This window comes from Prosthecomicrobium pneumaticum, from assembly GCF_014199915.1.
In the GTDB taxonomy this organism is placed as follows: domain Bacteria; phylum Pseudomonadota; class Alphaproteobacteria; order Rhizobiales; family Kaistiaceae; genus Prosthecomicrobium; species Prosthecomicrobium pneumaticum.
On sequence record NZ_JACHOO010000004.1, the window covers coordinates 93,337 to 119,950 of the forward strand.

Annotated in this window: 25 protein-coding genes and 1 CRISPR repeat array (1 of these 26 cut by a window edge); of the genes, 11 read left to right on the forward strand and 14 right to left on the reverse strand. The window is 71.8% G+C overall.

Going from position 1 to position 26,614, the window contains the following annotated elements; genetic code table 11:
- Window positions 1-10: 10 nt before the first annotated feature.
- Both GGQ63_RS10765 and GGQ63_RS10770 read right to left on the reverse strand, forming a co-directional pair.
- Window positions 11-214 (reverse strand): YgaP family membrane protein, encoded by a 204-nt coding sequence (locus GGQ63_RS10765; RefSeq protein WP_183855620.1) that lies wholly within the window; start codon window positions 212-214, stop codon window positions 11-13.
- A gap of 29 nt (window positions 215-243) precedes the next feature.
- Window positions 244-1,536, reverse strand: a complete 1,293-nt coding sequence (locus tag GGQ63_RS10770; protein WP_183855622.1) for an NAD(P)/FAD-dependent oxidoreductase — start codon at window positions 1,534-1,536, stop codon at window positions 244-246.
- A gap of 188 nt (window positions 1,537-1,724) precedes the next feature.
- On the opposite strand from GGQ63_RS10770, the gene GGQ63_RS10775 reads away from it, so the two are divergent.
- A complete protein-coding gene (locus GGQ63_RS10775) occupies window positions 1,725-2,018 on the forward strand; it encodes an ArsR/SmtB family transcription factor (RefSeq protein WP_246429728.1) in 294 nt (97 codons plus the stop codon).
- A gap of 78 nt (window positions 2,019-2,096) precedes the next feature.
- Window positions 2,097-3,119, forward strand: a complete 1,023-nt coding sequence (locus tag GGQ63_RS10780; RefSeq protein ID WP_183855626.1) for an AI-2E family transporter — start codon at window positions 2,097-2,099, stop codon at window positions 3,117-3,119.
- A 7-nt stretch (window positions 3,120-3,126) separates the two neighbouring features.
- Here GGQ63_RS10780 and GGQ63_RS10785 read toward each other — a convergent pair whose 3' ends face one another.
- On the reverse strand, window positions 3,127-3,927 hold the full coding sequence (locus GGQ63_RS10785) for an endonuclease/exonuclease/phosphatase family protein (RefSeq protein ID WP_183855628.1): 801 nt from the start codon (window positions 3,925-3,927) through the stop codon (window positions 3,127-3,129).
- A gap of 240 nt (window positions 3,928-4,167) precedes the next feature.
- Here GGQ63_RS10785 and GGQ63_RS10790 point away from each other — a divergent pair, with 240 nt between their 5' ends.
- From GGQ63_RS10790 to GGQ63_RS10820, 7 genes are read left to right on the forward strand one after another with little or no spacing between them, the layout of a single operon-like run.
- The gene (locus GGQ63_RS10790; RefSeq protein WP_183855630.1) at window positions 4,168-4,563 is read left to right on the forward strand and encodes a Rieske (2Fe-2S) protein; all 396 of its coding nucleotides are present in this window, start codon (window positions 4,168-4,170) and stop codon (window positions 4,561-4,563) included.
- Entirely contained in the window at window positions 4,560-4,913 is a 354-nt protein-coding gene (locus GGQ63_RS10795) for a hypothetical protein (RefSeq protein ID WP_183855632.1), read from the forward strand. The genes GGQ63_RS10790 and GGQ63_RS10795 overlap by 4 nt, the downstream gene beginning before the upstream one ends.
- A 1-nt stretch (window position 4,914) precedes the next feature.
- Window positions 4,915-6,141, forward strand: a complete 1,227-nt coding sequence (locus GGQ63_RS10800; protein ID WP_183855635.1) for an amidohydrolase family protein — start codon at window positions 4,915-4,917, stop codon at window positions 6,139-6,141.
- Window positions 6,141-6,686: a (2Fe-2S)-binding protein gene (locus GGQ63_RS10805; protein WP_183855637.1), complete on the forward strand. Its 546-nt coding sequence runs from the start codon at window positions 6,141-6,143 to the stop codon at window positions 6,684-6,686. The genes GGQ63_RS10800 and GGQ63_RS10805 overlap by 1 nt, the downstream gene beginning before the upstream one ends.
- The gene (locus GGQ63_RS10810; RefSeq protein ID WP_183855639.1) at window positions 6,683-7,726 is read left to right on the forward strand and encodes an FAD binding domain-containing protein; all 1,044 of its coding nucleotides are present in this window, start codon (window positions 6,683-6,685) and stop codon (window positions 7,724-7,726) included. Before GGQ63_RS10805 ends, GGQ63_RS10810 begins: the two co-directional genes overlap by 4 nt.
- On the forward strand, window positions 7,719-9,989 hold the full coding sequence (locus tag GGQ63_RS10815; protein ID WP_183855641.1) for a xanthine dehydrogenase family protein molybdopterin-binding subunit: 2,271 nt from the start codon (window positions 7,719-7,721) through the stop codon (window positions 9,987-9,989). The genes GGQ63_RS10810 and GGQ63_RS10815 overlap by 8 nt, the downstream gene beginning before the upstream one ends.
- Window positions 9,986-10,792 carry a BtpA/SgcQ family protein gene (locus GGQ63_RS10820; protein WP_183855644.1) on the forward strand — a complete coding sequence of 269 codons (807 nt, stop codon included), beginning with the start codon at window positions 9,986-9,988 and terminating at the stop codon, window positions 10,790-10,792. The genes GGQ63_RS10815 and GGQ63_RS10820 overlap by 4 nt, the downstream gene beginning before the upstream one ends.
- A 107-nt stretch (window positions 10,793-10,899) precedes the next feature.
- On the opposite strand, the gene GGQ63_RS10825 is transcribed toward GGQ63_RS10820, so the two are convergent.
- The 4 genes from GGQ63_RS10825 to GGQ63_RS10840 form a co-directional block, all read right to left on the reverse strand.
- Window positions 10,900-12,240: a S8 family serine peptidase gene (locus GGQ63_RS10825; protein ID WP_183855646.1), complete on the reverse strand. Its 1,341-nt coding sequence runs from the start codon at window positions 12,238-12,240 to the stop codon at window positions 10,900-10,902.
- An 18-nt stretch (window positions 12,241-12,258) separates the two neighbouring features.
- Window positions 12,259-13,323, reverse strand: a complete 1,065-nt coding sequence (locus GGQ63_RS10830) for a beta-ribofuranosylaminobenzene 5'-phosphate synthase family protein (protein ID WP_183855647.1) — start codon at window positions 13,321-13,323, stop codon at window positions 12,259-12,261.
- Between the two features lie 24 nt (window positions 13,324-13,347).
- Window positions 13,348-14,826, reverse strand: coding sequence for a phenylacetate--CoA ligase family protein (locus tag GGQ63_RS10835; RefSeq protein WP_183855649.1), 1,479 nt, complete (start codon window positions 14,824-14,826; stop codon window positions 13,348-13,350).
- 199 nt (window positions 14,827-15,025) lie between these two features.
- A complete protein-coding gene (locus tag GGQ63_RS10840) occupies window positions 15,026-15,310 on the reverse strand; it encodes a hypothetical protein (protein WP_183855651.1) in 285 nt (94 codons plus the stop codon).
- Window positions 15,311-15,549: 239 nt separating this feature from the next.
- Between GGQ63_RS10840 and GGQ63_RS10845 the strand changes: the two genes are divergently transcribed.
- Complete coding sequence (locus GGQ63_RS10845; protein WP_183855653.1) at window positions 15,550-16,464, forward strand: ABC transporter substrate-binding protein; 915 nt, start codon at window positions 15,550-15,552, stop codon at window positions 16,462-16,464.
- 16 nt (window positions 16,465-16,480) lie between these two features.
- On the opposite strand, the gene GGQ63_RS10850 is transcribed toward GGQ63_RS10845, so the two are convergent.
- From GGQ63_RS10850 to GGQ63_RS10875, 6 genes are all read right to left on the reverse strand, one after another.
- Window positions 16,481-17,995, reverse strand: a complete 1,515-nt coding sequence (locus GGQ63_RS10850; protein WP_183855655.1) for an FGGY-family carbohydrate kinase — start codon at window positions 17,993-17,995, stop codon at window positions 16,481-16,483.
- 3 nt (window positions 17,996-17,998) lie between these two features.
- The gene (locus GGQ63_RS10855; protein WP_183855657.1) at window positions 17,999-19,279 is read right to left on the reverse strand and encodes a type III PLP-dependent enzyme domain-containing protein; all 1,281 of its coding nucleotides are present in this window, start codon (window positions 19,277-19,279) and stop codon (window positions 17,999-18,001) included.
- Between the two features lie 208 nt (window positions 19,280-19,487).
- Entirely contained in the window at window positions 19,488-20,483 is a 996-nt protein-coding gene (locus GGQ63_RS10860; protein ID WP_183855660.1) for a phosphoribosylaminoimidazolesuccinocarboxamide synthase, read from the reverse strand.
- 29 nt (window positions 20,484-20,512) lie between these two features.
- A complete protein-coding gene (gene pdxH / locus GGQ63_RS10865; RefSeq protein WP_183855662.1) occupies window positions 20,513-21,163 on the reverse strand; it encodes a pyridoxamine 5'-phosphate oxidase in 651 nt (216 codons plus the stop codon).
- On the reverse strand, window positions 21,160-21,906 hold the full coding sequence (locus tag GGQ63_RS10870; RefSeq protein WP_246429729.1) for a YggS family pyridoxal phosphate-dependent enzyme: 747 nt from the start codon (window positions 21,904-21,906) through the stop codon (window positions 21,160-21,162). The genes pdxH and GGQ63_RS10870 overlap by 4 nt, the downstream gene beginning before the upstream one ends.
- A 99-nt stretch (window positions 21,907-22,005) precedes the next feature.
- Window positions 22,006-22,719 carry a phosphoribosylanthranilate isomerase gene (locus GGQ63_RS10875; RefSeq protein ID WP_183855664.1) on the reverse strand — a complete coding sequence of 238 codons (714 nt, stop codon included), beginning with the start codon at window positions 22,717-22,719 and terminating at the stop codon, window positions 22,006-22,008.
- A 142-nt stretch (window positions 22,720-22,861) separates the two neighbouring features.
- On the opposite strand from GGQ63_RS10875, the gene GGQ63_RS10880 reads away from it, so the two are divergent.
- The gene (locus tag GGQ63_RS10880; protein ID WP_210308469.1) at window positions 22,862-24,595 is read left to right on the forward strand and encodes a GMC oxidoreductase; all 1,734 of its coding nucleotides are present in this window, start codon (window positions 22,862-22,864) and stop codon (window positions 24,593-24,595) included.
- Between the two features lie 80 nt (window positions 24,596-24,675).
- On the opposite strand, the gene purH is transcribed toward GGQ63_RS10880, so the two are convergent.
- A complete protein-coding gene (gene purH, locus GGQ63_RS10885; RefSeq protein ID WP_246429730.1) occupies window positions 24,676-26,208 on the reverse strand; it encodes a bifunctional phosphoribosylaminoimidazolecarboxamide formyltransferase/IMP cyclohydrolase in 1,533 nt (510 codons plus the stop codon).
- A 317-nt stretch (window positions 26,209-26,525) separates the two neighbouring features.
- Window positions 26,526-26,614: direct repeats of the CRISPR family, unit length 32 nt; unit sequence GTCGCTCCCCCCGCGGGAGCGTGGATCGAAAC; it runs 2,191 nt beyond the window's last position.

The window sequence follows — 26,614 nt, forward strand, 5'->3', positions numbered from 1 at the left end:
ACGGGAGCGCTCAGCGGAAGGCGGTGCCGGCCGGGCAGCCGAGCCGCTTGAAGACCATCGCCGCCGGGCAGAAGCCGGTGACCGAGGCCTGGATCAGATTGAGGCCGACGAACACGGTCAGCAGATACCAGTAGGGCGACACGAAATGGCCGAGTGCCAGCGAGACGAGGATCATCAGGCCGGCGAACATCATCACGGCGCGGTCGAGGGTCATGGCTGCTTTCCTTTCGGGAGAGAGACGCTTCACGGCGTCGGATCGATCTGGACTTCCTTGAGCTTCTTGATGCCGAGCATTTCGAGGGCCGCGTTCTCGTAGAAGGTTTCGCTCTTGCCCTGGCGGACCTTGCGCAGGAAATACTTCTCGAAGCCGATCTTGGCGGCGTGGACCCATTTGCCCTGCGCCGACCAGTTGACGTTGCGCGGCGGGATCTGCGGCTGGGCGACGAAGGCGATGCCCTCGTCGCCGAAATCGGCGAGGCAGACCGCATTCCAGGTGGCGACCGCCTTCGGCTCCGCGCCGCGCAGCAGCGCGCCGATGTTCTGCGCCGTCGCGGTGACCATCGATTCGATCATGAAGCCGGTCTTCGGCACGCCGACGGGCAGCGGCGTCTTGCCGACCGGCGGAATGGCGACGCAGACGCCGACCGCGAAGACGTTCGGGAAGGCCGCGTTGCGCTGGTGCTTGTCGATGGTGACGAAGCCGCGCGGATTGGTGAGGCCCTCGATGCCCGCGACCGCAGGGACGCCGCGGAAGGCGGGCAGCATCATCGAGAAGGCGAAGGGAAGGGTGTGCGTGGTCTTGAGCGCGCCATCCTCCTGCACCTCCTCGACGGTCATCGCGCCCGCTTCGACCTTGGCCACCCGGGCATTGGTGATCCACTTGATGTGCCGCTCGCGCATCGCGCTTTCGAGCAGGCCCTTCGTATCGCCGACGCCGTCGAGGCCGAGATGGCCGATATAGGGCTCGGGCGTGACGAAGGTCATCGGCACGCGGTCGCGCACCCGGGCGCGGCGGAGCGCCGTCTCGAGGATGAAGGCGAACTCATAGGCGGGGCCGTAGCAGGATGCGCCCTGCACCGCGCCGATGATCACCGGGCCGGGCGCCCTGACGAGCGCCTCGAAGGCGGCGCGGGCGGCGAGCGCATGGTCGGTCTGGCAGACGGACTGGGTGTGGCCCTGCGGCCCGAGACCGGGCACTTCGTCGAAAGCGAGGTCGGGTCCGGTCGCGACGACGAGGTAATCGTAGTCGAGCACGCTGCCGTCCTTGAGGGCGATCCGGTTCTCGGCCGGAAGCACCCGCTCCGCGCCCTCCGGCCTGAGCCCGATGCCGCGGCGGGCGAAGACATCGGAAAGGTCGACGCTGATATCCTCCGGTTCGCGCCAGCCGACCGCCACCCAAGGGTTGGACGGCACGAAGGAATAGGTCTTGCCGAGATTGACGACGACGAGCTCGTCCTGCGGACGGATCGCGTCCCGCAGTTCATAGGCCATGATGACGCCGCCGAGCCCGGCGCCGAGGACAACGATGCGTGCCATGGATCTCCCTCCCTTCGTCCGGACCGGACGTCCTCCACCCTCGTCGGTATCCGCGCCGCCCATCACGCCATCGAATGACGATTTGCGGTGTGCGGCTTTGATCGACCGCAACTTCCGCGGTCCGGCCACCGATGCTCTTGCATCTAACATTCAAATCTCATAAATTCAATATCATGAATGTAAGAGAGATGATCCCGGCTTCGGAGGCGGCGGCGGAGCTGATGCGCAGCCTGTCGCATCCGCAGCGCCTGCTCGTGCTCTGCGCGCTCGGCGATGAGGAACGCACGGTCGCCGAACTGCGCCAGATGCTCGACATCGAGCAGGTGCCGATGTCGCAGCAATTGATGCGCCTGCGCGCCGACGGCCTCGTCCAATCCCGTCGCGAAGGCACGACGGTGCACTACCGGATCACCCGGCCCGAGGTGCTGGCCGTGATCGCGGCGCTGCACGCCGCCTTCTGCGGTCCGCACCGGCCCGGCTAGCGTCCGCCGCCGATCGAAGCCGGAAACCCGATCCGGGCGGGGGCATTGGTGAGAGGGCCGAGGGCAACGGCGGGGCGGATGACTCGATCGCACACCTCTCTTCTCGTTCTGTTCGGTGCTGCCGGGCTGCTGCTTCTCCTGGCGCCCGACGTGTTTCTGATCGTCTTCGCCGGCGTGCTGCTCGCCGTCTTCCTGCACAGCGGGGGCGCCTGGATCGGGGCGCGGCTCGGTATCCGGCCCGCCTTCGGCGTCGGACTGTTCCTCGCGCTGATCGTGCTCGCCCTTCTCGGCTTCGGCGCCGCCGTGGCGCCGGCGGCGATCGCCGAGGTCGAGGAACTGGCGCGGCGGCTGCCCGAGGCGCTCACCGATCTGCACGATCGCATCGAATCCTATTCGATCGGCGCTATGGTGCTCGAGCGGGTGACGCCGGATTCGCTCGCCGGCGGCGCCGGCGGCGCCGCGGCGATGTCGGCGGTCTCGTCGACCTTCGGCGTGCTCGGCAATTTCGTCGTCGTCCTGTTCATCGGCCTTTACGGCGCGATCGATCCCGGCCTCTATCGCCGGGGGCTCGAAAGGCTCCTCGAGCCGGCCCTCAGGTCGCGTGGCGGGAGGGTGCTGCGGGCGGTCGGGGCGGCGCTGCGCAACTGGCTCATCGCGCAGCTCGCGGCGATGGCGGTGGTCGGCGGGTTGACCGGGCTCGGCCTGTGGCTCGCCGGCATACCGCTCGCCTTCGCGCTCGGCCTCGTCGCCGGCCTGCTCGCCTTCATCCCCAACATCGGGCCGGTGCTCGCCATCGCGCCGGCCCTCCTCCTCGCTCTGCCGCAGGGTCGGACCGCGGTGCTCGTCGTCCTCGCCGTCTATCTCGGCGTGCAGGCGCTCGAAAGCTATGTCGTCACGCCGCTGCTGCAGCAGGAGAAGGTGTCGCTGGCGCCAGCGCTGGTGATCGCGGCGCAGCTTCTCGCCGGCGTCTGGTTCGGCCTGCTCGGCCTCGCCCTCGCCACGCCGCTCACCGCCGCGCTGATGACGTTGGTGCGGGTCGCCTATGTCGAAAACACGCTCGAGGACGGCGCCGGCGGCACGTCGCCGGGCGCCGCATCGTAGCGTTCGGTCAGATCTCGAGCAGAAGCGGCCGGTGGTCGGAAACCTCCGGCGCCGCGACGACGTCGAAGCCGCGCACATCGACCGCGTCGTTGACGAGCATGTAGTCGGCGAAGGCGCCGGGCTTGCGGTAATGCGACGAGCGCGTGCCGGAAAAGCCGCGGCCGGTGACGAGGTCGCGCAGGCCCAGTTCGCCGAGCACGGCGAAGGTGGCGCTGCCGGGCTGGACGTTGAAATCGCCGCAGACGACCAGACGGTCGCCGGGGGCTGCGACCGCGGCGGCGAGGCCGGCGAGGCGGCGCGCCTGCGCGAGCCGTTCGGGCGTGTCCATCTTGCCGCGGAGATCGCGCAGCCCGTGCATATGGGCGATCGTCACCGGTTCGCCGCGTTCGAAATCGTGGATCCGCACCGCATGTGCGGTGCGCGAGCGCGGATGGTCGCCATAGCCGTCCGGCGAGAAGGCCTTGTGGACGAAGCCCTGGGCCTGGCCGATCACCGCCAGATCGGCACGCACGAAGGTGGCGAGGCCCCAGTAGGACGGCACGCTCGCCGGCCCGTCCCACAGCACGCCGCGCGCCGCCGGGCAGAAGGTGGCCGTGTGATGCGGCAGCACGGACGACACGTCCCGGAAGAGATTGGCGCGCTGCGGCAGCACATGGTCGCCGTCGCGATAGGTGAGCCAGACCGCATCGGTCGCCGGCGTGTGCACCACTTCCTGCAGGCACAGCACATCGGGCGCCGCCGCACCGAGATAGGCGAGAAGGGGCTCGGCGAGCGTGCCGCCCCAGCCGTTCAGGCAGATGATCCGCAAGCGGTTCGCCCCCCGGGAAATGCCCCTCTCACGGGGCTGTCGCGCGAACTCTGGCAAGACCGGCAAGGGCCTGCAAGAGCCTGCAAGGGCCTCGGCGCACAATCGGGAGTCGAGCTCGCTCGCCGCGCCGCCCATCGTCATGCGGGTCTCCTTGAGAGACATATAACTCAAGGTTGCATTTTTGTGCGACTGCATCTAGCCTGCTCATGCCGGAAGGGGCAGAGACCGCGGGAGACGCCGATGGCCGAATATCGGGTGGCGCGGGAGGGCGATCTCGCCGAGGGCGAGAAGCGGGTCTTCGTGGCGGGCGGGGTGGAAATCGGCCTCTTCCGGCTCGACGGCCGCTTCATCGCCTGGCGGAACGCCTGTCCCCACCAGGGAGGCCCGGTCTGTCAGGGGCGCATTTTCCGCCGGGTGATCGCCGAGGCCGGCGAGACCGGGCGACCGGCCGGCCGGCGCTATCACGAGCGCGACGTCAACATCGTCTGCCCCTGGCACGGCGCCGAGTTCGACATTCGCACCGGCGTTCATGTCGGCAGCGGCCTGCTGCGCCTCGCACCGGTCGCGACGCTGCTGCGGGACGGCGCGGTGCATGTCGCGATCGCCGACGAGGTCGAGCACGGGGACGGCGCGTGACGAGGGCGGCGGCGACCAACAATCCCTATGCCGAGGCGGAAGCGCTGGCGCTCCGCGCCCTCGATCTCGCTCTCGCCGCGGTGGGCTCCGGCGAGGCGCATCTCGTCTCGGACGCGGCGGTGCGCCGGCTGATGACCGCGGCCGTCAAGCTCTATGCCGCCAAGGCGGATGGCGAGGCGCGCAGCTTCCGCGCCCTCGAGGGGCGCTATGACGAGGTGGTGCGGCCGACCGAGGCGCTCACCGCGGTGACCGAAGTGCTGCGGGCGCTGCGGCTCGGGCCGGTCGAGTTCGGCCTGTGGTCGCGCCGCCGGCCGGAAGACTATCACGAGACCGGCGCGGGAGAGCGCTGAGATGGATGCGCCGCTGCCCATCGAGGCGCTCGCCGAGATCGGTGTCGAGACCGACACGCGGCTCTATCTCGATCACGCCCGCCGCCATGCCCGCCGGCACGGCTATGACCGCTGGACGCTCGTCGACATCGACGCGCACCACGTCGAATCGATCTCGTGGAAGGAGATCGTCGATTTCATCGAGGACCCGGTGCTGCGCGACCAGGCGAAGGCCTATCACGCCGAGCGGGTCGGAGCGCCGCCCTATGGCCTCGTCGGCGATTTCGGCCTGCGCTATCAGGATTGCGGCGGCCGGATCCCGCATCAGGCCGACCGGCGCGAACGGGTCGAGCCGGGGCCGCATCGCGACGTCGTTCTGACGCGGCGCGCCATGGAGGCGCTCGCCGTCGCCTATATGGTCGTGTTCCCGACCTCGATGCTCTTCCTCGGCATGCACCCGCAGCCGCAGATGGAGGTGGCGCTCGGCCGGGCCTATAATCGCTGGGTGGAGGCGACGCTGCTCGCCGGCGACGCGGGCATTCTGGCGCTCGCCTATCTGCCCTTCAACACGCCCGAGGAAGCGCTCCGCGTCGTCGAGGAGAGCGCCGCCCATCCCCGGGTCGTCGGCTTCACCGTCACCTCGACGCGCTACAAGCCGGTGCACGATCGCGCCTATTGGCGGCTCTACCGGGCGATCGAGGAGAGCGGCAAGCCGATCTGCTTCCATGCCGGCTATCACTGGCAGGACCCCTCGCTCGCCACCATCCCGACCTTTCTCGGCATGCACGCGCTCGGCTTCGTCTGGTGCAACATGGTGCACATGACGAACTGGATCCTCGAAGGGATCCCGGAGCGCTTCCCGCGGCTGAGATCGCTGTGGGTCGAGAGCGGCCTCGCCTGGATTCCCTTCCTGATGCAGCGGCTCGACGACCAGTTCCTGATGCGCCCGTCCGAGGCGCCGATGCTGAAGCGGCTGCCCTCCGAATACATGGCCGAGCGGTGCTGGTATTCCTCGCAGCCGATGGAGCGCGGCAATCCGAAGGCGCTCGCGCTCACCTTCGAGATGATCCGGGCGGAGAGCCAGCTGCTCTGGTCCTCCGACTGGCCGCATTTCGACTTCGACACGCCGGGCGTGATCTACGACCTGCCGTTTCTGTCGGAGGCGGCGAAGCGGGCGATCCTCGGCGGCAATGCGCAGCGTCTGTTCGGCCTTCCCGACCGGCGGCCGCCGGGCCCGGGAGGCGCGTGATGGCCGACCTGCCCGAGCCGCTCCCCGTTCAGTCCGCCGCTCCGGAAGCGGCCGAGGCCTCCATCATCGGCCTGACGCTCAACGGCGTGACCCGCGTCGTCCCGCTCGACGATCCCCGCGTCACCCTCCTCGATCTGCTGCGCGAACGGCTCGGCCTCTCCGGCGCCAAGAAGGGGTGCGACCGCGGCCAGTGCGGCGCCTGCACCGTACTGCTCGACGGAAGGCGGGTGAACGCCTGCCTCGTGCTCGCGGTGACGCTCGACGGTGCAGCGGTGGAAACGATCGAGGGGCTCGGCGGCGGCGGGGCGCTGCATCCGCTCCAGGCCGCCTTCGTCGAGCACGATGCGCTGCAATGCGGCTTCTGCACGCCGGGCCAGATCATGAGCGCGCTCGGCCTCCTCGCCGAGGAGGGTAACGATCCCGATCCGGAGCGCATCCGCGCCGGGATGAGCGGCAATCTCTGCCGCTGCGGCGCCCACCCGGCGATCGTCGCGGCGATTCGCGCCGTGATCGGCGCCGGCGACCGGTCGGAGATGCCGGAATGAGGCGGTTCGCCTATCTGAGGCCGGCGCGCCTCGAAGAGGCGCTCGCTGCCGCGGCCGAGCCGGAGACCGCCTGGCTCGCCGGCGGCACCAACCTCGTCGAACTGATGAAGCGCGGTGTCGCACGGCCGGCCCGGCTCGTCGACCTCGCCGGCCTCGAGGACCTCGCCACGATCACGCCGCTCGCCGCGGGCGGGCTCTCGATCGGCGCGGCGGTGCGGAACGCCGATCTCGCCCGCCATCCCGTCATCCTGCGCGATGCTCCGATCCTCGCCGAGGCGGTCCTCTCCGCCGCCGCGCCGCAGATCCGCAATCGTGCCACGACGGCCGGCAATCTGCTCCAGGCGCCGCGCTGCGCCGGCTTTCTCGATCCCGGCGCAGCCTGCAACCGGCGCGCTGCCGGCTCGGGCTGCGCCGCGCGCGGCGGCGACGGCCGGGATGCCGCCGTGCTCGGTGCGACGGAGGCCTGCATCGCGGTCCATCCATCCGATCTCGCCGTGCCGCTCGTCGCGCTCGATGCCCGGCTGCGCGTCGCCGGTCGGGACGGCGAGCGGACGATCGCGCTCGGCACGCTCTACGGAGCCGATGGGGCGTCGACGCTCCCCCCGGGCGAACTGGTGCGCGCCGTGCTGCTGCCGGCGGAGGCGGCGGGATTTGCGGGGCACGCGCGCTATCTGAAGCTGCGCGAACGGACGAGCTTCGCCTTCGCCCTCGTCTCGGCCGCGGCGGCGCTGCGCATCGCGGGCGGCCGGATCGTTGCCGCACGGGTCGCGCTCGGCGGCGTCGCGCCGCGACCCTGGCGGCCGGCCGAGGCGGAGGCGGTGCTCGCCGGGGCGGTGCCGACCGACGCTCTCTTTCGGGCTGCCGCCGATGCGGCGCTCGCCGCGGCGCGGCCGATCGCGGAGAACGGCTTCAAGATCGAACTCGCCCGCCGGGTGCTCGTGCGCGCCCTCACCCTGGCGCTCCGCGGCACGCCGGCCCGCGTTCCGGCGCTCGCCGCCTCGCCCTTCGCGCCCGCCGGGGAGGGCGCCCGCCATGGCTGAGGGCACGGCGCCGATCTCGCCCGAGGGTGCGGCGATCGGCCGGCCGATTGCTCGCGACGACGGCGTCGCCAAGGTGACCGGCCGCGCCCGCTATGCCGCCGACTGCAGGCCGCCGGGGCTGCTCCACGCCGTGATCGCGCCGAGCCGGATCGCCCGCGGCCGTGTCACCGCCTTCGATCTCGATGCCGCCATGGCGGAGCCGGGTGTCGTCGCGGTGATGACGCCGGCGAACCGGCCGCCGCTCGCCGAAGATCCGGATGCGAAGACCGCGCCGATCGTCTTCCGGCTCGATCTCCTCCAGGACGACCGGATCCGCTATGCCGGCCAGCCGGTCGCGGTGGTCATCGGCGAGACGCTCGAAGCGGCGGAGGAGGGCGCCTTCCGCCTCGCCCCGGCCTATGCCGCGGAGCCCGCCCTGGTCGACATCGACGCTGCTGAACCGTTCGTGCCGGAGACGGTCGGCCTCGGCGCGCCCGTCGAACGGCGCCGCGGCGATGTCGAGGCGGCGCTCGCCACAGCCGCCCACCGCGTGCAGCGCCGCTACGAGACGGCGGCGCAGGTCCACAATCCGCTCGAGCCGCACGCCGTCGTCGCGGTCTGGGAGGGTGATCGCCTCTGGGTCGACACACCGAGCCAGAATGTCGCCCGCGCGCAGCGCCGCATCGCCGGCCTGCTCGGCCTGCCGCCCGACCACGTCCATATCCGCAGCCCCTTCGTCGGCGGCGGCTTCGGAGCGAAGGCCTTCCCCGCCGGCCCGCAGGTGCTCGGCATTCTGGCGGCGCGGCTCGTCGGCCGGCCCGTCAAGCTCGTCCTGTCACGGGCGCAGATGTTCGGCGCCGTCGGCCATCGCGCGCCGACGCGGCAGACGCTGCGGCTCGGTCTCGCCGACGACGGCACGATCGCCGCGCTCGCCCATCACGCCCGGGTCGCGTCGAGCCGGTTCGACGATTTCTTCGAGCCCGCGGCGGCGCTGTCCGGCGGCGTCTATGCCGCCGGCGCGGTGGAAACGACACACGAGGCGGTGCGGCTCGACATCGCCACCCCGGTCGTGATGCGCGGCCCGGGCGAGGCGACCGGCTCGCTCGCCCTCGAATGCGCCATCGACGAGGCGGCGGCGGAGCTGGGCCTCGATCCGCTCGCCTTCCGCCGCCTCAATCACGCCGACACGGAGCCGATCTCCGGCCGGCCCTTCTCCTCGAAGGCGCTCAGGGCCTGCTACGATGCCGGCGCCGCCCGCTTCGGCTGGGCCGGCCGGCCCCTCGCGCCGCGCAGCCTCTCCGATTCAGACGGCCGGCTGGTCGGTCTCGGCATCGGCACGGCGGTGTTTCCTTCGATGATGTTCCAGGCCGAGGCGCGGGCGCTGCTGCGGGCCGACGGTGCCGCGATCGTCGAGCTCGGCGCGCACGAGATCGGCCAGGGCGCGGCGACGGCCCTCCGCCAGATCGCCGCCGACGCGCTCGGCCTGCCGCTTTCCGCCGTCACGTTGCGGACCGGCGCATCCGACCTGCCCGATGCCGGCGGCGCGGCGGGTTCGAGCCACACGGCGACGGCCGGGTCCGCAATCCATGCCGCCGGCACGGCACTCGTCGCGCGGCTGGCGGCGCTCGCCACCGCCGATCCGGCTTCGCCGCTCCATGGCGCCGGCAATGCCGTGCTCTTCGCCGCGGACGGCGCGCTCCATGCCGGCGACGGCCGGCGCGACCCGCATGCCGCAGTGCTCGCCCGCGCCGGGCTCGGCGCGATCGAGGCCCGGGGCGCCGCAGCCCCCGACCGGGCGGCGAGGGCGAGCCACGCCATGGCGGCGCATGGCGCGGTCTTCGCCGAGGTGGCCGTCGATCCCGATCTCGGCGCGATCCGCGTCACCCGTCTCGTCGGCGCCTTCGCCGCCGGCCGTATCGTCAATCCGCGCCTCGCCCGCAGCCAGCTCGTCGGCGGCATGATCTGGGGGCTCTCGCTCGCCCTCCACGAGGCGGCGCAGTTCGATCCGGCGACGGGCGCGATCGCCAATGCCGATCTCGGCGCCTATCGCATCCCCGTCCATGCCGATCTGCCCTTTGTCGAAGCGCTGCTGGTCGCGGAGGAGGACACGCTCGTCAATCCGCTCGGGGTGAAGGGCGTCGGCGAGATCGGCATCACCGGCACGGCGGGGGCGGTGGCGAACGCCGTCTGGCACGCGACGGGCGTGCGCATCCGGCGCTTCCCCATCCGCATCGAGGACCTCGCCCTCGCCATGCCGGGGCGCGAGAAGGAGGACGACGCATGAGCGCGGAGCATTTCGGGTTCCCGGCCGACCGGCCGGTGGTCGGCGTCGTCCATCTGCGGCCGCTGCCCGGCGCGCCGCGCTTCGATGGCGATACCGGCCTCATCCTCGATCAGGCGCTCGCCGACGCCGCTGCGCTCGAGGCCGGCGGCGTCGACGCGGTGATGATCGAGAATTTCGGCGATACGCCCTTCTTCCCCAATGTCGTGCCGCGCGAGACGATCGCCTGGATGACGCGGATCGGGGCCGGCATCCGCGCCCAGAGCCGCCTGCCGCTCGGCGTCTGCGTGCTGCGGAACGATGCGCGCGCCGCACTCGCCATCGCCCATGCGATCGGCGCCGCCTTCATCCGCGTCTGCATCCTCGGCTCGCCGCGGGTGACCGACCAGGGCCTGATCGAGGGCGAGGCCTATGATCTCCTGCGCGACCGGGCGCGGCTCGGCGCACAGATCCGCATCTGGGCCGACATCGACATCAAGCATTCCTATGCGCTCGCGCCCGGCTACTCGCTCGTCCGCGATGCCGCCGATCTCGTCGCCCGTTCGCATGCCGACTGCCTGATCGTCACCGGTTCGGCGACCGGCCAGCCGATCGAGGAGACCCACCTCGCCGCGCTCCACGGCAAGGTCGGGGCGCCGGTGCTGGTCGGCAGCGGGGTCACCGAGCGGACGATCGGCGGGCTCGCCGCGCGCGCCGATGGCTTCATCGTCGGCACGGGGCTGAAGGAGGGGAGCGGCCCCGGCGCCCGGATCGGCCTCGGCCTCACCCGCGCGCTGGTCGCCGCCCGGGACGCCGCGCGCGGCTGAGCGGACCCGCGCGCACCCTCCGCGAGACATATGCCGCCGAGACGGTGTTTCGGCGGCTCAGGATCGATCGGGGCCCGTCCCGTCGGCGCGCGGCGTCTCCGGCCCGTTCAGTCCGGGCTGCCCGCCGCGGCGAGCGCCGCGCCGATGTCGAGGAGGCCCCAGCCGGTGGCGCGGTTCGGATAGGGGGGACCGGAAGGATGCCCCTGCGCCGAGACGCCGACATCGATGCGCCGCGCCGTCGCGGCGATGAGGGCGCGCAGGGCCGCAGGCTCCAGCCCCGGCCGGGCCTGCAGCAGGAGGGCGGCGAGGCCGCTCACCTGCGCCGAGGCGGACGAGGTGCCGCTGATCACCACCCAGCCGTCGTCGGGCAGGCCGCCATCGCCCCGCGGATAGGGATATTCGGCGAAGGCGCGGTCGATCGCCGAGCCGGGCGCCGTCGGCAGCATGATGTAGACGCCGTTCGGCGCCGGACCGACCAGGCCGCAGAAATCCGGCACGATGCGGCCGGGAAAGAGCGCGCTCGCATAGCCGCTCGCATAGTCGGAGGCGCGGTAGAGATCGGCGGCGTCGACATAGGCGCCGCCGGCGGCGAAGGCGGCCGGCACTTGCGGCGGGAAGATGATCTTCTGGTTGCCGGCGGCGAAGACCGGGACGATGCCCGCCTCGGCGGCATCGGTAATCGCGGCGAACACCGCCTTCTCATAGGGCGTCATCGCCGGTGCCGTGGTGATATGACCCCAGGTGTTCTGGATGACATGGGGCCGCGGCCGCATCGCGGCGGCGGTCTTGAAGGCGGCGAGCGACAGGGCGTCGCTGGTCTTGATCACGGTCAGCTCGGCGAGCGGCGCGATCGACACGATCGTCGCGCAGATCATCGTGCCGTGGCCGATCGCGTCGATCTCGGGATTGTCCTCATCCGGGCCGCAGACGACCGTGATCGCCGACCGCCGCGCGCGGAAATAGGGGTGCGCCCGGTCGCAGCCGGAATCGATGACGGCGATGCGGATGCCGCGGCCGTCATGGCCGGTGATCGAGGCGCGTGTGCCGTCGAGCGCGGTCAGCATGTCGACCGGCGCGCGCAGGCAGAAATAGGGCGTCGAGGGCGGCAGCGGATCGGTGCTCCGTCCGGTCGGCGGCACGGCGGCGAGGCCGGCGACCGCCGGCGCGCCGGGCAGGCGGAAGAGGTCCGGCCGGTCGGTGTCCCGGAGCAGGGCCCGGTCGGCGGCCCAGCCTTCCGGGGCGAGGACCGAGAGCGTGTGGGCGTTCGTGGCGACGACCGTCAGGCCGGCCGCGGCGAGGGCGTCGCGCGCCGCCGCGAGGGCGGCTTCAGAGGCGCGGAAGGGGGCGAGCCCCTCCGCGACCGGGTCGGCCCCGGGGTCGAACAGGCTGCGCCCGTCGGCAAGGAGCGGCGCGACTTCGAAGACGCGGGACGATGCGGGTTCGGCCATGCTCCCCTCCCCAATGCGTCAGGCGGACGCCGCCTCGCGCAGGTGGATCGCCGCGCCGCGATTGGCGATCCGGGTGAACCAGTGGCGCCGCACGACGCGCTCTGAGACGAGGCCGTCGAGCCAGGCGGTCGCCCGCTCCGGATCGCGCGTGAAGGCGAAGCAGACCGGCCCCATGCTGCTCATGCCGATCGCATCGATGCCGTGGTCGCGGGCGTGATCGACGACGTGCTTCAGATGATCGTTCTGCAGGCCGATCTGCAGCCGCTTGAACCAGCTCTCGAAGGTGATCGCGTTGAGCGCGTTGCAGAAGCCGCCATAATCGGCTTCCGCCACCGCCGGGGCGAGCCGCATCAATACCATATGCGCGGTGCGGTGCGATTCCGCTTCGGGGATCGGCAGGGTCGCGCGGAAGAAGGCGAGTTCCGCCTCACCATGGATGTGCGCCCCGTCGGGCAGGATCATCAGCACCGGCCAGTCGGGGAAGGGAAGGTTGATCAGCGCCGGCGGCCGGCGGCCGGCGCCGGCATAGCGGCTCGGCACCAGATAGCGGTTCGGCGCGCCGGCGAAATCCGGCGGCGTCGCGTGGCCGCCATCGACGAGAAAGCCGCCGCTGTCGATCAGATTGACGGTACCGCCCGATGTGCCGGCCCGGCCGGCGAGTTCGGCGAGCTGCGTCGTCGTGGTGGCGATGCCGTTGAGCGCGGCATAGGCCTTGCCGACCGAGAGCAGCGTGTTGGTCTTCGAGCCGAAGCCGGAATGGGTCGGGATCGGCCGCGCGATCGTCACGCGCGCCGCACCGCCGCCGAGCGTCGCCCGCACCCGCTCGAGATAGCCGATGATCAGCGCGCCGTAATCGTCGAGCCCCTCGACCGGATCGACCGCCATCACCCCGCTCGGGGCGAGCGTCGCGACGAAGCTCGGATCCTCGACCGGCATCGAGGCCATGCCGTTCCTGCGGCCGCTCGCCCCGGTGAGGTCGATCAGGGTGAAGCTCAGCCGGCAGGGCGATGTGATGGTGACGCTCCGGCCCCCGATCGGGCCACCGAAGGGTGTGTCCAAAGGGGTGTCCAACGGGGTGTCCATGGCGGCGCTCCCATCCGGCGGGCTTCAGATCTTGATGACGATCGGCTCCTTCAGCCCCTCGGGCGGGCGGAAGGCGAAGCGCAGCTCGAGCTCGCCGGCATCGAGCGCGGCGGCGAGCACCGTGCCCTCGACGGATCGCAGGCCCGCCGTGATTGTCGCGGCGAGCGCCTCGGTGCGGGCGCGGAAGCAATGCGGCGCATAGCGCAGCTCGAGCGCGAGGGTGAGCACGGGCCGCTCGCCCTCCGGCTCCTCGTAGCGCAGCGCGACGAGCGGCAACGAGCCGATGCTGCGGTCGAGCGCGACACGGACATTCGAGAACCAGTCATAGAGCCGGATGTCGGGCAGCGGCGACAGGATCTCATTGAGCGCGGCGGAGAAGACGAGGTAGTCGCGCCGCCCGCCGCGCCGGCGGGAGACGACGTTCTTCTGCTTGCCGAGGAAGCGGAAGGTCATCTGGCCGGTGTCGGTCCGTCGCGTGCGCTGGACGAGATCGCCGGTGTCGTAGCGGATCAGCGGGTGCATCTGGATGAAGGGCGCGAAGCCGGTCAGGCAGAGCCGGCCGACGCCCTCCTCGACCGGTCGGCCGTCCTCGTCGATCACTTCGCCGAAGATCTGCGGGTCGAGGACGAATTCGTCCGTCGTGCCGAGCCGGGAGGCGCCGCCGATCGCCTCGGTCAGCGTGAAACGATCGTTGATCATCGCTCCCCAGGACTCGGCGAGGAAGTCGAGCCAGTGACGGGCGAGGAAATTGCCCGTGACATTGACCGCCTGCAGGCGGAAGCGGCGCGGGTCGATGCCCTGTTCGAGCAGATAGCTCGTGAAGAAGAGCACATGGTGCTCGAGCCCGGAGAGCAGGCCGATCCGCGGCGCGTGGCCCTTGATCCTGTAGTCGCGGTCGAGCACGCGCACCGCATCGCGGATCAGGGTGTCGTCGGTGACGCCGGCATGGAAGCTTTTGCCGAGGCCGGGAATCGGCACCGGCATGCCGTGATTGATGTTGGGGAAGGAGAGCGACAGCGGCAGAGCCGCCAGGCGGCGCCGCAGCGGCCGGAACAGCGCGTTGAAATAGGCGCCGATGAACTCGACCTCGGCATAGGATTTGTAGATCTCGATCGGCGTGCCGGTGGTGCCGGAGCTGTGGCAGATCTGGCGCAGCTCGAGCCGGTCGGAGACGATCTCCTCGGCATGGGCGACCGCGGTGCGGCGGTCGATCACCGGCAGGGCGGAGAGGTCGATCGGCCGGCCGGGCTCGGGCGCCTCGATGCGCCCGTAGACCGCGCGGTCGCGATAGAAGGCGCTGTTCTCGCGTGCCTTGGCGAGCGTGTGGCGCATCAGCCAGGCCTGCGTGACGGCGAGTCCGGCCTTCTGCAGCGGGTGGCCGCCCGTGAAGCCGAGCAGCAGCCGGGCGAGTCCCTCGGGCGTCGGGCCGGGCAGCGCATCGAGCTGCACGGCGAGTCCGGCGGCGAAGGCGCGGGCGTCGTTCGAACCGGGAAGCGCGTTCATCGGCGAGCGGCTTTCGGGAGAGGGCACGGACAAGCGGGGGAATCGGCCCCGGCGGGCCGAACCGGGCGGAATCCGGGCGCGGGATCCGAGTCGGCGGAGGCGGCTGTCTGCGGTGCGGCAGACAGCCGCTCCGGCGGGCGGCCCGGGTCGGGGCGGCACCCGATCGGTGCACTCCCGGGCCGTGTCGTCGAGCCGTCCGTCAGGCCTTCGCCGACGCGGCCTCCGCGACATTCTCGGCGGCCGCCTCGGCCGCCGCCTCGGCGGAGGCCTCCGAGGACGCCTCCGAACTCAGTTCCGAGCTCGATTCCGCGGCGAGCTCGGCCGCGACTTCGCTTGCCGCCTCGCTCGCGGCTTCGAGCGCGGTCTCGGCCGCGGCCTCTGCCGTGATCTCGGACGTCAGCCCGCTCGCGACTTCCCGAGCGGTATTTTCGTCGACCTTATGCTTGACGAGAGTGTCGGATACCCACCTTACGACGCTATCCATTTTCATCTCCTTAGAAAACGGCTTACGCGATACAGGGGAAGCCTACCGTACTCGCCTATAAGGTGCAAGAACGATAGAAAATTTTCGATCAATCCGGAAGATCATGATGGATGACGACGTTTTTGACCGAGACACACAATCTATGGTAGATATCCGGTCCCGGATCGTCGCCAGACGCGGCTTTCGCCCGCGCCGGATGGCGGCGCATCTCTGCCGGGGACGGTCATCGGAGAACGGGCATGCTGAAACAGGTCAGGAGTGAAGGCATCGGCGTTTCCACCGCCTTTGCGCTGCCGATGCTGGTGGCGCGGGATCAGGGGTTCTTCGCCGACGAAGGGCTGGATGTCACCTTCCACGACAACCGTCAGGCGCAGCGCCTGCCGGACACCATCGTCGACCCGGCGCTGGTCGATTCCATCCGCACGCACGTGCCCTTCGAGGAGGGGGATGTGAACATCTATCGCGCCTGCGAGTGGGGCCAGATCCGCCGCGCCCGCGACAGCCGGCGCGGCGGCAAGATCATCGGCAAGCGTTCCTCGGTCGCGGTGATGGCGATCGTTTCGGCGCCCGGCTCGAAATACACCTATCCGCAGACGCTGCGGAACGCGCCGATCTCGGTCAGCTTCCACAATGGCAATCACTACGCCACCCTGCAGATGCTCGAAGGCTTCATGGCGCGCGACGAGATCAATGTCGTCGGCCAGCACCACACCTTCGGTCTCGAGGCGGTGCGGCGCGGCGATGTGGCGGCGATCGCGCTCACCGAACCCTGGCTGACCGTCGCCGAGAAGCAGGGCTTCCAGAAGGTGATCGAGACGCATTATGCCGGCTCCGAGATCGCCGGTCCCGAGCTCGACGCCGACACCTATGCGGCGATGCGGCGGGCCGAGATCCGCGCCGTCGACCTCATCAACGCCGACAAGAAGCGCTTTCTGCCCTATCTGATCGCGGCCTTGCCCGAAGGGGTGCGCGAGACCGTGACGCCGGACGATTTCTGGCTGCCGCGGCTGCGCTTCGTCGAGCCGGAGCCCTATACCCGCGACGAGTTCGAGCGGGCCTATGCCTGGATCCGGAGCTGGGACCTGATCGGGCCGGGCACCGATTTCGCCGACATCGTCGACAACCGTTTCCTGCCGGAGAGCGTAGCGGCGTGAGGCGTGCGGGCGGTCCCTAGCGCGGCGCGCCGAGCGCCGCGACGAGCGGGGCCGCCCGCCGATAGGCGGCGAGCGCCGGGCGGTAGAAGGCGACGAGCGCGGGATCCGGGAGGACCACCGCGCCGTCGAGCCGGAGCGCTGCCCGGGCCTCTGCGAGCGAGCGATGGACGCCGGCGCCGAGCCCGGCCATCAGCGCCGCGCCGAGGCCGGAAGCGTTTCGCGCCGCCACGATCTCGACCGGCGCGGCCGAGACCGCCGCCTTGATGGCGAGGCGGAGCGGATTGCTCGTCTCGCCGCCGACCGCCCGGATCCGCTCGACCGGGCCGGAGTCGGGCGCGGCGATCATCGCCTCCGTGCAGAGCCGCCCCTCATAGGCGAGCGCCTCGAGCGCGGCGCGGTAGAGCGTGGCCCGCCCGGTGCCGAGGCCGAGGCCCCAGAAGGCGCCGTTCGGCCGCAGCCGCGCGCCCGGCGCGTCGCCGATCAGCAGGTGCGGCAGGAAGCCGACGCCATGGCTGCCGGGTGGCACGGCCGCGGCTTCGGCGATCAACGTTTCCGCCGTGACGCCGCCGAAGAGGTCCGTGCGCAGCCATTCGAGCGCCGAGCCGGCCGTATAGATCCCCTTGAGCAGGAAGCGCCGCGTCGTGCCTTCGACCGCGAGCAGGCATTGGCAGACCCCGGCGGCGCCGAGTGCCGGCGAGGGCACGGCGCGGCCGGCGGGCAGCACCTGCGCCTCGGTGCTGCCGAGCGTCACGGCGAGTGTGCCGGGCTCGAAGCCACCGCAGACGAGCGCGCCGAGCGCCTGATCGTAGCCGCCGATCGAGACGAGCGCCGTCCTCGGCAGGCCGGTCTCGGCCGCGGCCTGTGGCCGGACCGGCCCGAGCGGCGTGCCGCTCGGCTGCAACGGCAAGAAGAGGCCGGGGTCGAGCCCGCGCGCGGCGATCAGATCGTCGGCGAAGCGGCCGGTCGCGATGTCGAGCACGCCGCTGCGCACCGCGAGCGAGGGCTCGGCGGCCATCACCCCGGACAGCCGGAAGGCCATGTAATCGGCGAGGCTGACGAAGGCGGCGGCGGCGCGACAGGCGGCCGCCTCGTGGCGGCGCAGCCAGTCGAGCTTGTAGGCGGAGAGGATCGGCTCCGGCGGCTGGCCCGTCCGCGCATAGAGCCGCCCGGCGCCCTCGGCCTCGATCCAGCTGCGGCAGGTCTCGGCGCCGCGCCGGTCGAACCAGGCGAAGATCGGGGTGAGCGGTGCGCCGGCCCGGTCGACGAGAAGGGCCGCCTCGCCGACCGAGGCGCAGGCGACGCCCGCGACGCGGTCCGCGTCGAGGCCGGCGAGCGCGGCGCGGATCGCGCCGGCCGCCGCCGTCCACAGTTCGTCCGGGTCGTGCGTCGCCCGGTCGGGCCCATCGGACCGCACCGGCACCGCCTCGGCGCCGAAGCCGAGGCAGCGCCCGTCCCTCGCATAGGCGCCGGCCTTGATCCGGCTGGTGCCGCAATCGAGCCCGACGAGCAGCGGGCCGTCGTCGCGCGCCATCGCTCAGAGCGGCTGGCACTCGGCGAGCAGATGCCGCCATTTGTCGTCCGCCATGCCGGCCCGCGTCGCCAGCCGGACGATGCCGTCGGTGCCGAGGATCGCTTCGGCGGCGGGCGGAATGGCGAGGAACTCCATATGCTGCGTGGCGCAATAGGCGCCGACATCGAGCACCAGGACGTGGTCGCCCGGTCCGAGCGATTCCGGCGCGCGGTATTCGCGCGGCAGCACATATTCGTGGCGCAGGATGCCGCGGCCGCGCACCAGCGCCGGGACGCTCGGCCCCTCGATCGGCCGCATCGCCTCGTCGAGGAAGAGCACGTTATGGTTGCGCTCCTTGTACTGCGCGGAGGGCATCAGCATGCGGCTGCCGTCGGTCAAAACGCGGGCCGCGCCGGGATGGCGGATCAGCGGACGCTGCACCGACAAAAGGAGCACGCCGACATCGCCGAGCAGGTCGCGCGCCGGCTCGAACCAGAAGGCCACATCCTCCGGGATGCCGTGCCGCGCGGCGAGCTCGCGCAGCCGGCCGAAATAATGCGCCCAGTCGAAATGCTTGTCGCGCGTCGCCGGCTTGTCGTAGCCGAAGGAAAAGCCGCCGGCGAAATTCACCGCCTTCGCTTCCGGGAAATAGGTCTTGAAGATCATGAAGACCTGTTCGACCGTCGACAGCATGGTGTGGACGGAATTTCCACTGCCGCAATAGAGCTCGAAGCAGTTGATCGAGCGGCCGTGCGCCTTGAGCATCTGCGCGAGATCGTAGAGCTCATTGTATTTGAGGCCGGGCTTGCCGGAGCTCAGGCTGTCGAAGCGGATGTTGATGCTCGCCTGCGGCGCTGTGTCGAGGAGATGCTTCACCTCGCCCATGCTCGACAGGAACATCGGCAGGCCGGTCGCCGCCCAATAGTCGATCTCGCGATCGGCGATGTGGCCGGTCGAAACGATGAACTTCTCGAAGCCGTGACGCCGCAGCAACTCGTATTCGGACGGCATCTGCACAAGCACGCCGATGTCGAGGTCCTTGAAGACGCGGATGACGTGCGGATTGGCGTTGGGGAAGAAGGGCGTGAAGCACTGCACCCGGCCGGCGAGACCCGCTGCACGCGCCGCCTGGCGCATCCGTTCGACATTCTCGACGAGGCGTGGCTCGCTGTAGAGGAAGGCCGGTGTGCCGACCTTCTCCGCGACGAGGCGGAGCAGTTCGGGGGTGGCCCAGGTCTCGGGGGTGGCCCACGTCCCGGGGGCGGCGGGGGCGAGGGCGGTGGGCAGAATGACGAGCTCGTTCATCGCTTGGACCTCGATCGGTGTGCGGTTGCCGGAAAGGAGCACGGGCGCCCGGGAGGTCCGTGCCGCGTCGGGCGGCGGTCCGCCCCGCGCGGCGACACGATGCCGCCGCGTCCGCCGGCCGATGCCGGCGCGCTATGGTTGTGAATAGAACAACTTCTAATTTATCATGGCGGCAGAGGATCGCAATCCCCGATTGCAGCGTTCCGCGCTATGTGATCGCCGCCGCGACCGGCTGCACGGCGACGCGGGCGAGCGTCCCGACCGCTTCCGCGGCGGCCGCCTCGAGCGTCCGCGTCGCGCCGACCGGAACGCTGGTCCAGCGTTCGCAGAGTGCCCGATAGAGTTCGGCGACCGCCGCGGTGAGCACGGGCGGCAGGCGCGGCGGGCTCGGCCAGAGCGGACGCGGCACGCCGGCCGCGGCGAGCCGCTGCACCTCCGCCTCGAGCCCGAAGCCGTGATAGAAATCGCGCAGGATCTGCTTCGAGACGTCGATGCCGTCGAGTACGAAGCGGTTTTCGTCCGGCGTGCCGGCGACATCGACGAGCATCAGCGCGCCGTCCTCGTCGAGCGCGAACTCGACCTTGCCGTCGGCGAGCACGAGGCCGCGTGCCGCCGCGTGGCGGGAGAGCACGGCGTCGATCTCGAGCGTCATCGCCTTCAGCGTCTCGAACTGGCCGGGCGTGAGCCCGGCGATCGCGCGCGCCTCGTCCTCCCGCACGAAGCGGTCGATCGTCTCGAGCTTGGTCGTGAATTCGAGGATCGGCCGGGCGAGCGGCGCGTCGGGCGGCGGCAGCACGTCGAGACCGAGATCGGCCGGCGTCACCCGCCCGGCCGCGGCGCGGCGATAGACCGAGGCGCCGGGGCCGAGCCGGTTGCGATAGATCACCTGCAGCGGCACGAGCCGGGCGGTATCGCCCGGCCCGAGCGGACGCTCGGCGGGATCGAGCACGTTGACGAGCCGCACCTCCATGGCGCGCGGCGGCCGGAAGCCGATCATGTGCGTATGGATGCCGGCGCATTCGAGCGCCTTGAGGCTCGCATGGCCCATCCGCGCCACCACCTCGCCCTTGCCGGGGATCTGGTCCGGCATCTTCGAGAAGTGGAAGACGGAGAAATCGTCGGTGAAGCTGAAGATGGCGCGGCCCGTCCGGCCCGGGCCGGCGGCCACCTCGATCCGCGGTGTCTTGGTCGACCAGCGTTTCATGGGGCTCTCCCTCCCTCGCGCCGGACCGCTCAGGGCGACAACCGCTCGTGCGTCCACGGCGTCGCCGCGTCGGCCCGCCGGAAGACGACGCGGTCGTGCAGGCGGAACGGCTTGTTGATCCAGAATTCGATCGTCGTCGGGGCGACGCGATAGCCCGCCCAATGCGGCGGCCGCGGGATCGGCCCGTCGCCGAAGCGCGCCGCCGTTTCGGCGACGGCCTGCGCGAGCGCGGCGCGGTCGGGGATCGGCCGCGACTGTCGGCTCGCCCAGGCGCCGATCCGGCTTTCGCGCGAGCGGGAGGCGAAATAGGCGTCCGCCTCGGCCTCGTCAACGAAGGCGGCGGGGCCGCGGAAGCGGACCTGCCGGCGCAGCGACTTCCAGTGCAGCACCGCCGCGCAGCGCATGCCGGCGGCGAGTTCGCGCCCCTTCTGCGAGCCGGTATTGGTGAAGAACACGAAGCCCTCCGGGCCGGCGCTCTTCAGGAGCACCATGCGGACATTCGGCAGGCCCTCCGCGTCGACGGTGGCGAGCGCCATCGCATTGGCGTCCTCCGGCTCGCTCGCCTCGGCGAGCGCCATCCAGCGGGCGAACAGCGCGAAGGGGTCGTCCTGCTCGACGAGGGGCTCGCCCGGGCGGAAGGCGGCGTCGAGCGCGGGCGCGAAGGGCAGCGTTTCGGTCATCGGTCGGTCTCCGCTCGGTCGGCCCCGGTTTCGGAAGCGCCCGGCGCGGCGGCGGGCGGCCGGGCGCCGAACAGCGCGCTGCCGACCCGCACATGGGTGGCGCCGGCGGCGATCGCGGCGGGGAAATCGGCGCTCATGCCCATCGACAGGCCGGATAGGCCGTTCCGCGCCGCGATGCCGGAGAGCAGGGCGAAATCGGCCGCCGGGTCGCGGCCGGCCGGCGGGATGCACATCAGCCCCCCGACCGGCAGGTCGAACTCGGCCCGGCAGGCGCGGATCAGCGCGTCGGCATCGTCGGGGTCGACGCCGCCCTTTTGCGGCTCGCGGCCGGTGTTGACCTGGATGAAGATGGCCGGCCGCCGGCCGAGGCGATCGGCGGCGCGGGCGAGCGCGGCGGCGAGCTCCGGCCGGTCGACCGACTGGATGGCGTCGAAGAGGAGCACGGCATCCTTCGCCTTGTTGGTCTGCAGATGGCCGATCAGATGGAGCGCGACCCCGGCCACCCGCTCGCGCAGCGCCGGCCATTTCGCCTGCGCCTCCTGCACCCGGTTCTCGCCGAATACCCGCAGCCCCAGGGCCAGCGCGCCGGCGAGCCGCTCCGCCGGCACCGTCTTCGAGACGGCGACGAGCGTCACCCCGTCCGGATCCCGCCCGCTCGCCCGTGCCGCGGCATCGAGCGCGCCGCGCACGCCGCGCAGCGCCTCGGCCATCGGATCGAGCGGCAGACCGCCACCTTCCGCCATCGTCGCCCCCTCCCGGCGCCCGGGCCGGCGAACCGACCCGCGGCGATTGAACTCGGAAAAGCTGCAACCAAGATAGACGGATCGCGCCGAGATGCAACCTTAAATAGGTTTCGTTCCGGCATCCGCCGTCTGTTCGCCCGAGGCCGCCACCCGGGCGCCTTCCCGCTTCGCCGCCTCGTGGTAGCGCCGCACCTTGTCGAGATCCTTGGCGTGGCCGCCGTCGATATCGGTGCGCGTCTTCGAGTCGACCCCCGCCGGCCGCACGGCCCGGATCGCCGCGGCGACATTGTCCGGCCCGAGCCCGCCGGCGAGCAGGACCGGACAGCGCACCGCCTCGACGATGCGCCGGCTGAGCGCCCAGTCATGCGTCACGCCGAGCGCGCCGATCTTGCCGTCGCCGGGCCGCACGCTGTCGAGCATCAGAAAGTCGGCGAACGGGGCGAAGGCGACCGCCAGAGCCACGCTCGCCTCGTCGCCGACCGGAAGGCTGCGCATCAGGGCGAGGCCGGGGAAACGGGCCTTCAACGCCCGCATGTCGTCCGGCCCGATCGCCTCGGGCGCCGCGCCGAGATGGACGATCGGCGGAAGCAGCGCCGCGATGTGCGCCGCGATCGCATCGACATCGGCACTCATGAAGAGGGCACAGAAGCGCGCGCGCGGCCCCACCGCCGCCATCACGGCCCTCGCAGCGGCGACGGTGAGCTCGCGCGGGCGGCTGCCGTCGCCGACCTTGGCGCCGATATGGTCGACCCCGATTGCCGCGATGGCCCGCGCCGTCGCCGGGTCGGTCACCTCATAGACCTGGGTGAGCACGGACCGCCTCCGTAATCTTAAGTTGCATAATGAATAGGGTGTAACCTAGAGTGAGGCAAGCCCGCCGGACCGGCGGGGCGGTCGAGGGGAGGCGCGGCGTCGTCCGGTCGGCACCGGGCGCGCCCCGCGGGGGAGGCGTCGCATGGGTCGCTATCGCGCCGACAGGATCGGCCATGGGTTTCCGGTTCCCGGGCCGCAGAGCCCGTCCTCCGGCACGGTGATGGACGAGATCTTCTTCCTCGACGAGCCGGCCTGGCAGGCGGCGCGGACCGCGGGGGATTACGATCTCGTCGTGATCGGCTCCGGCTTCTGCGGCTATGCGGTGGCGCAGCGCGCCCTCGCCCGCGATCCGCGAACGCGCATCCTGATGCTCGAGCGCGGCGGATACTTCCTGCCCGAGCACTTCCAGAACCTGCCAGGCCCCTTCGCCGACACGCTCTCCTCACAGACCGAGACCTTTCCCTGGACGCTGTCGCGGGTGACGGCGGAGGGGCGCGCCGGCGGGTATCTGCGCTGGCAGCACGGCATGGTGCCGTTCTTCGGCGGCCGCTCGATCCTGTGGAGCGCCTGGTGCCCGCGCCCGAGCGCCGCGGAGATGACCGGCTGGCCGCAGGCGGTGATCGATGCCGCCACCCGCGGCTTCGGGGCCGCGGAGGCGCTGCTGCGGGTGCAGAGCGCCGACCGCATCGATCCCGAGCTGCCGGGTGAGGAGACGGGCCGGCTCGGCCGCCCCGTCTATGGCGCGCTGCAGCGCCGGCTGCAGACGCTTTTGCAGGCCGCGCCCGCGGAGGTGCCGGGTGTCTATCGCGCCGAGCCGGCGCCGCTCGCCTCCAACGCCAAGGTTTCGGACCGCATCGACTTCCAGAAATTCTCGACGCCGGGCGAAATCCTCACCCTCGTCGAGGCGCAGGCGCGGCTGAAGGCGGCGGGCCTCGGCGCCTCGCTCGACATCGCCGCCTCCTGCATCGTCGAGACGATCGTCGCGCAGGACGGTGTGGCGACGGCCCTCACGACGAGCCGCGGCCCGGTGACGCTCGGCGGCGCCAAGCTCGTGCTGGCGCTCGGGGCGCTGCCCGCTGCGACGCTCGTCCGCACCGCCTTCGACACGCCCGAGATCGGCCGCCGCTATTGCGCGCACTTCACCTCGACGATCACCGCCCGCGTGCCGAAGGCGGCGTTCGAGGGCGCCGAGCCGATCGACGGGCTGCAGCTCGGCGCGGCCTATGTCGCGGGGACGGCCGGCGGTTATGACCGGCAGTATCACATGCAGATCTCCGCGCTCAGCGATCCGGCGCCGCTCCTCAACAGCGGCACGGCGCTCCGCTATATGCCCGACGTGCTCACCACCGCCTCGCGCCGCCAGCTCGAAAGCGCGCGCGGCTATGTCGTGCTGCCCTGCGCGACGCTCGGCGAGATGGAGGCGGGCGGCGCGGCGACCTGGTTCCGTGCCAATCCGGCCGATCCCGATCCGACCACCAATGCGCTCCTGCAGCTCGTCGAGAGTCCCGCCGACCGCGAGACCTGGGACGCGATGGACGCCGCCACCTTCGCGACGCTCGAGACCGTGCTCTCGCCCGGCGGCCCCGCCGATGTCGAATACTGGCACGGCGATGCCGATACCGGCGTCTGGCGCCCCGAGCGCCCGCCGCCCGCGCTCTACCGGAATGACGCGACCGTGCACGACGGCTCGACGCTCTATCTCGGCGAGGCGGCCGATGCGCCGGTCGATCTCGACTATCGGTTGCGCGGCAGCGCCAATGTCTATGTCACCGGCGCCGCGCTCTGGCCGCGTGCCGGCTCGTGGAACCCGACCCTCACCATGGTCGCGCTTGCGATCGACCTCGCCGATCGCCTGGTCCCCGCCGCCCCGCGCTGAGGAGAGGCCCCGCGCGGCCCTCTCCCGCTCCGTCGGCGAAGGGGCGGCGGAGCCTGTGCGCGGCGGCCGCCCGGGCCGGCCTAATGGCGGAACAGCCGCAGGCCGCAGAAGACCATGGCGAGGCCGAGCCGGTCGGCGGCGGCGATCGTATCGGCGTCGCGCCTCGCGCCGCCCTGCTGCACGATCGCGGTGATTCCGGCGGCGGCCGCCGCCTCGACGCTGTCGGGGAAGGGGAAATAGGCGTCGGAGGCGAGCACCGCGCCGGTATCACCGATCTTCGCGAGCCCGCGCACCGCGAGCGCCACCGCGCCGACCCGGCTCGGCTGGCCGCCGCCGATGCCGACCGTCGCGCCGTCCCGCGCCACCACAGCCGCATTCGAGCGGACGGCGCGCACCACCTCGAGGGCGAAGAGCATGTCCTCGATTTCGGCCTCGCCCGGCGCCCGCTTCGTCACGCGCACGAGATCGTCGCGGCCGATCCGCTGCCGGTCCGCGGTCTGCACGAGAAGGCCTCCGGTGACGCTGCGCACCTCCGGCTCCGCCTCTCCGTGCGGGCCGTAGCCCGTCTCGAGCAGGCGCATCGCCGGCCGTTTCGCCGCGGCGGCCCGGGCGGCCGCGGTGAAATGCGGCGCCACCACGGCCTCGGTGAAGGTCTCGAGGATGGTGGCCATCAGATCGCCGCCGACCGGCCGGTTGAAGCCGGCCGTGCCGCCATAGGCGCTTTCGGGGTCGGCGGCGAGCGCCCGGCGATAGGCGGCCTGCGTGTCCGCGCCGAGCGCGGCGCCGGCCGGGCCGGCGTGCTTGACGATCACCGCCGCCGGCCGGGCGAAACGGGCGGCGAGCGCGAAGGCGGCATCGGCGTCGAGCACATTGGTGTAGGAGGGCGCCCGCCCCTGCAGGAGCGTCGCCCCGGCGGCGCAGGCGCCCCAGGTCGCCGTCCGCCACAGTGTCGCGCGCTGATGCGGGTTCTCGCCATAGCGCAGCCGCGTCGCCCGGACGAGGAGCGGCGGCGCGAGCGGCGCCTCGCCCTGCGGATCCGCCTGCGCGGCGAGCGCCCGGGCGGCCGCCGCATCCGCCGCGGCGAGCCGGGCGAGCGCCCGCGCCGCGAGCTCGCGCCGCAGGGCGTTGCCGACCCGGCCCGCTGCCCGCAGCGCCGCGATGATCGGCGCGTAATCCTCCGGCTCGGTGGCGACCGTCACGCGGCGATGCGTCTTCACGGCGGCACGGATCATCGCCGGCCCGCCAATGTCCATCCGCTCGAGCCTGTCGCCGGCGTCGAGCGGCGTCACCCCGGCGATCAGATAGTCGATCGGCCGGCTCCCCATCGCCTCGAGCGCCGCCGTCTCGTCCTCGTGCGCCATCAGCCCGGCGAAGACGGCCGGGTGAAGCGCCTTGACCCGTCCGCCGAGCAGTGGCGGCATGCCCGTGAGATCGGCGAGGTCGAACACCGCGAGGCCGGCGGCCCTGAGATGCGCCGCCGTGCCCTCGGTCGCGAACAGGGTGACCCCCTTCGCCGACAAGGCCGCCGCGATCTCGTCGAGCCCGCGCTTGTCGGCGACGGAGAGGATCGCGGCGGGAGGTGGCGGCATCGGGAAGCGGAACCATTCGACCAACACTGCAACCTATACGGTATTTTCCGGGCGGAAACAATCATGCTCGCACGAAAGGGCGGCAGGGGCGAAGATGCGTGGGCCGGAGCGGAAAGCCCCCTCGACCCGCCGTCGCGCGATCGGGCGGCGGGCCACGGCGCGGGCGCGAACCCGAAGCGATCACGATGTCTCCGGCGGGTTCGCGCGGCCGCAGAAGCCCGGCCCGCCGCGGCCCGCCCCCGAGCGCGCCGCCGGCAGGCCCCGGCCTGCCGTCCGATCGACGCCGGTTCGCGCCACGCCCCGATATTTTCAAAGCCGGCCAATCGGTTACACTGCGCACCGTCGCTCCCCCCGCGGGAGCGTGGATCGAAACGTCTCGGCCCGCACCTTGAAGACGATCTCGTGATAGTCGCTCCCCCCGCGGGAGCGT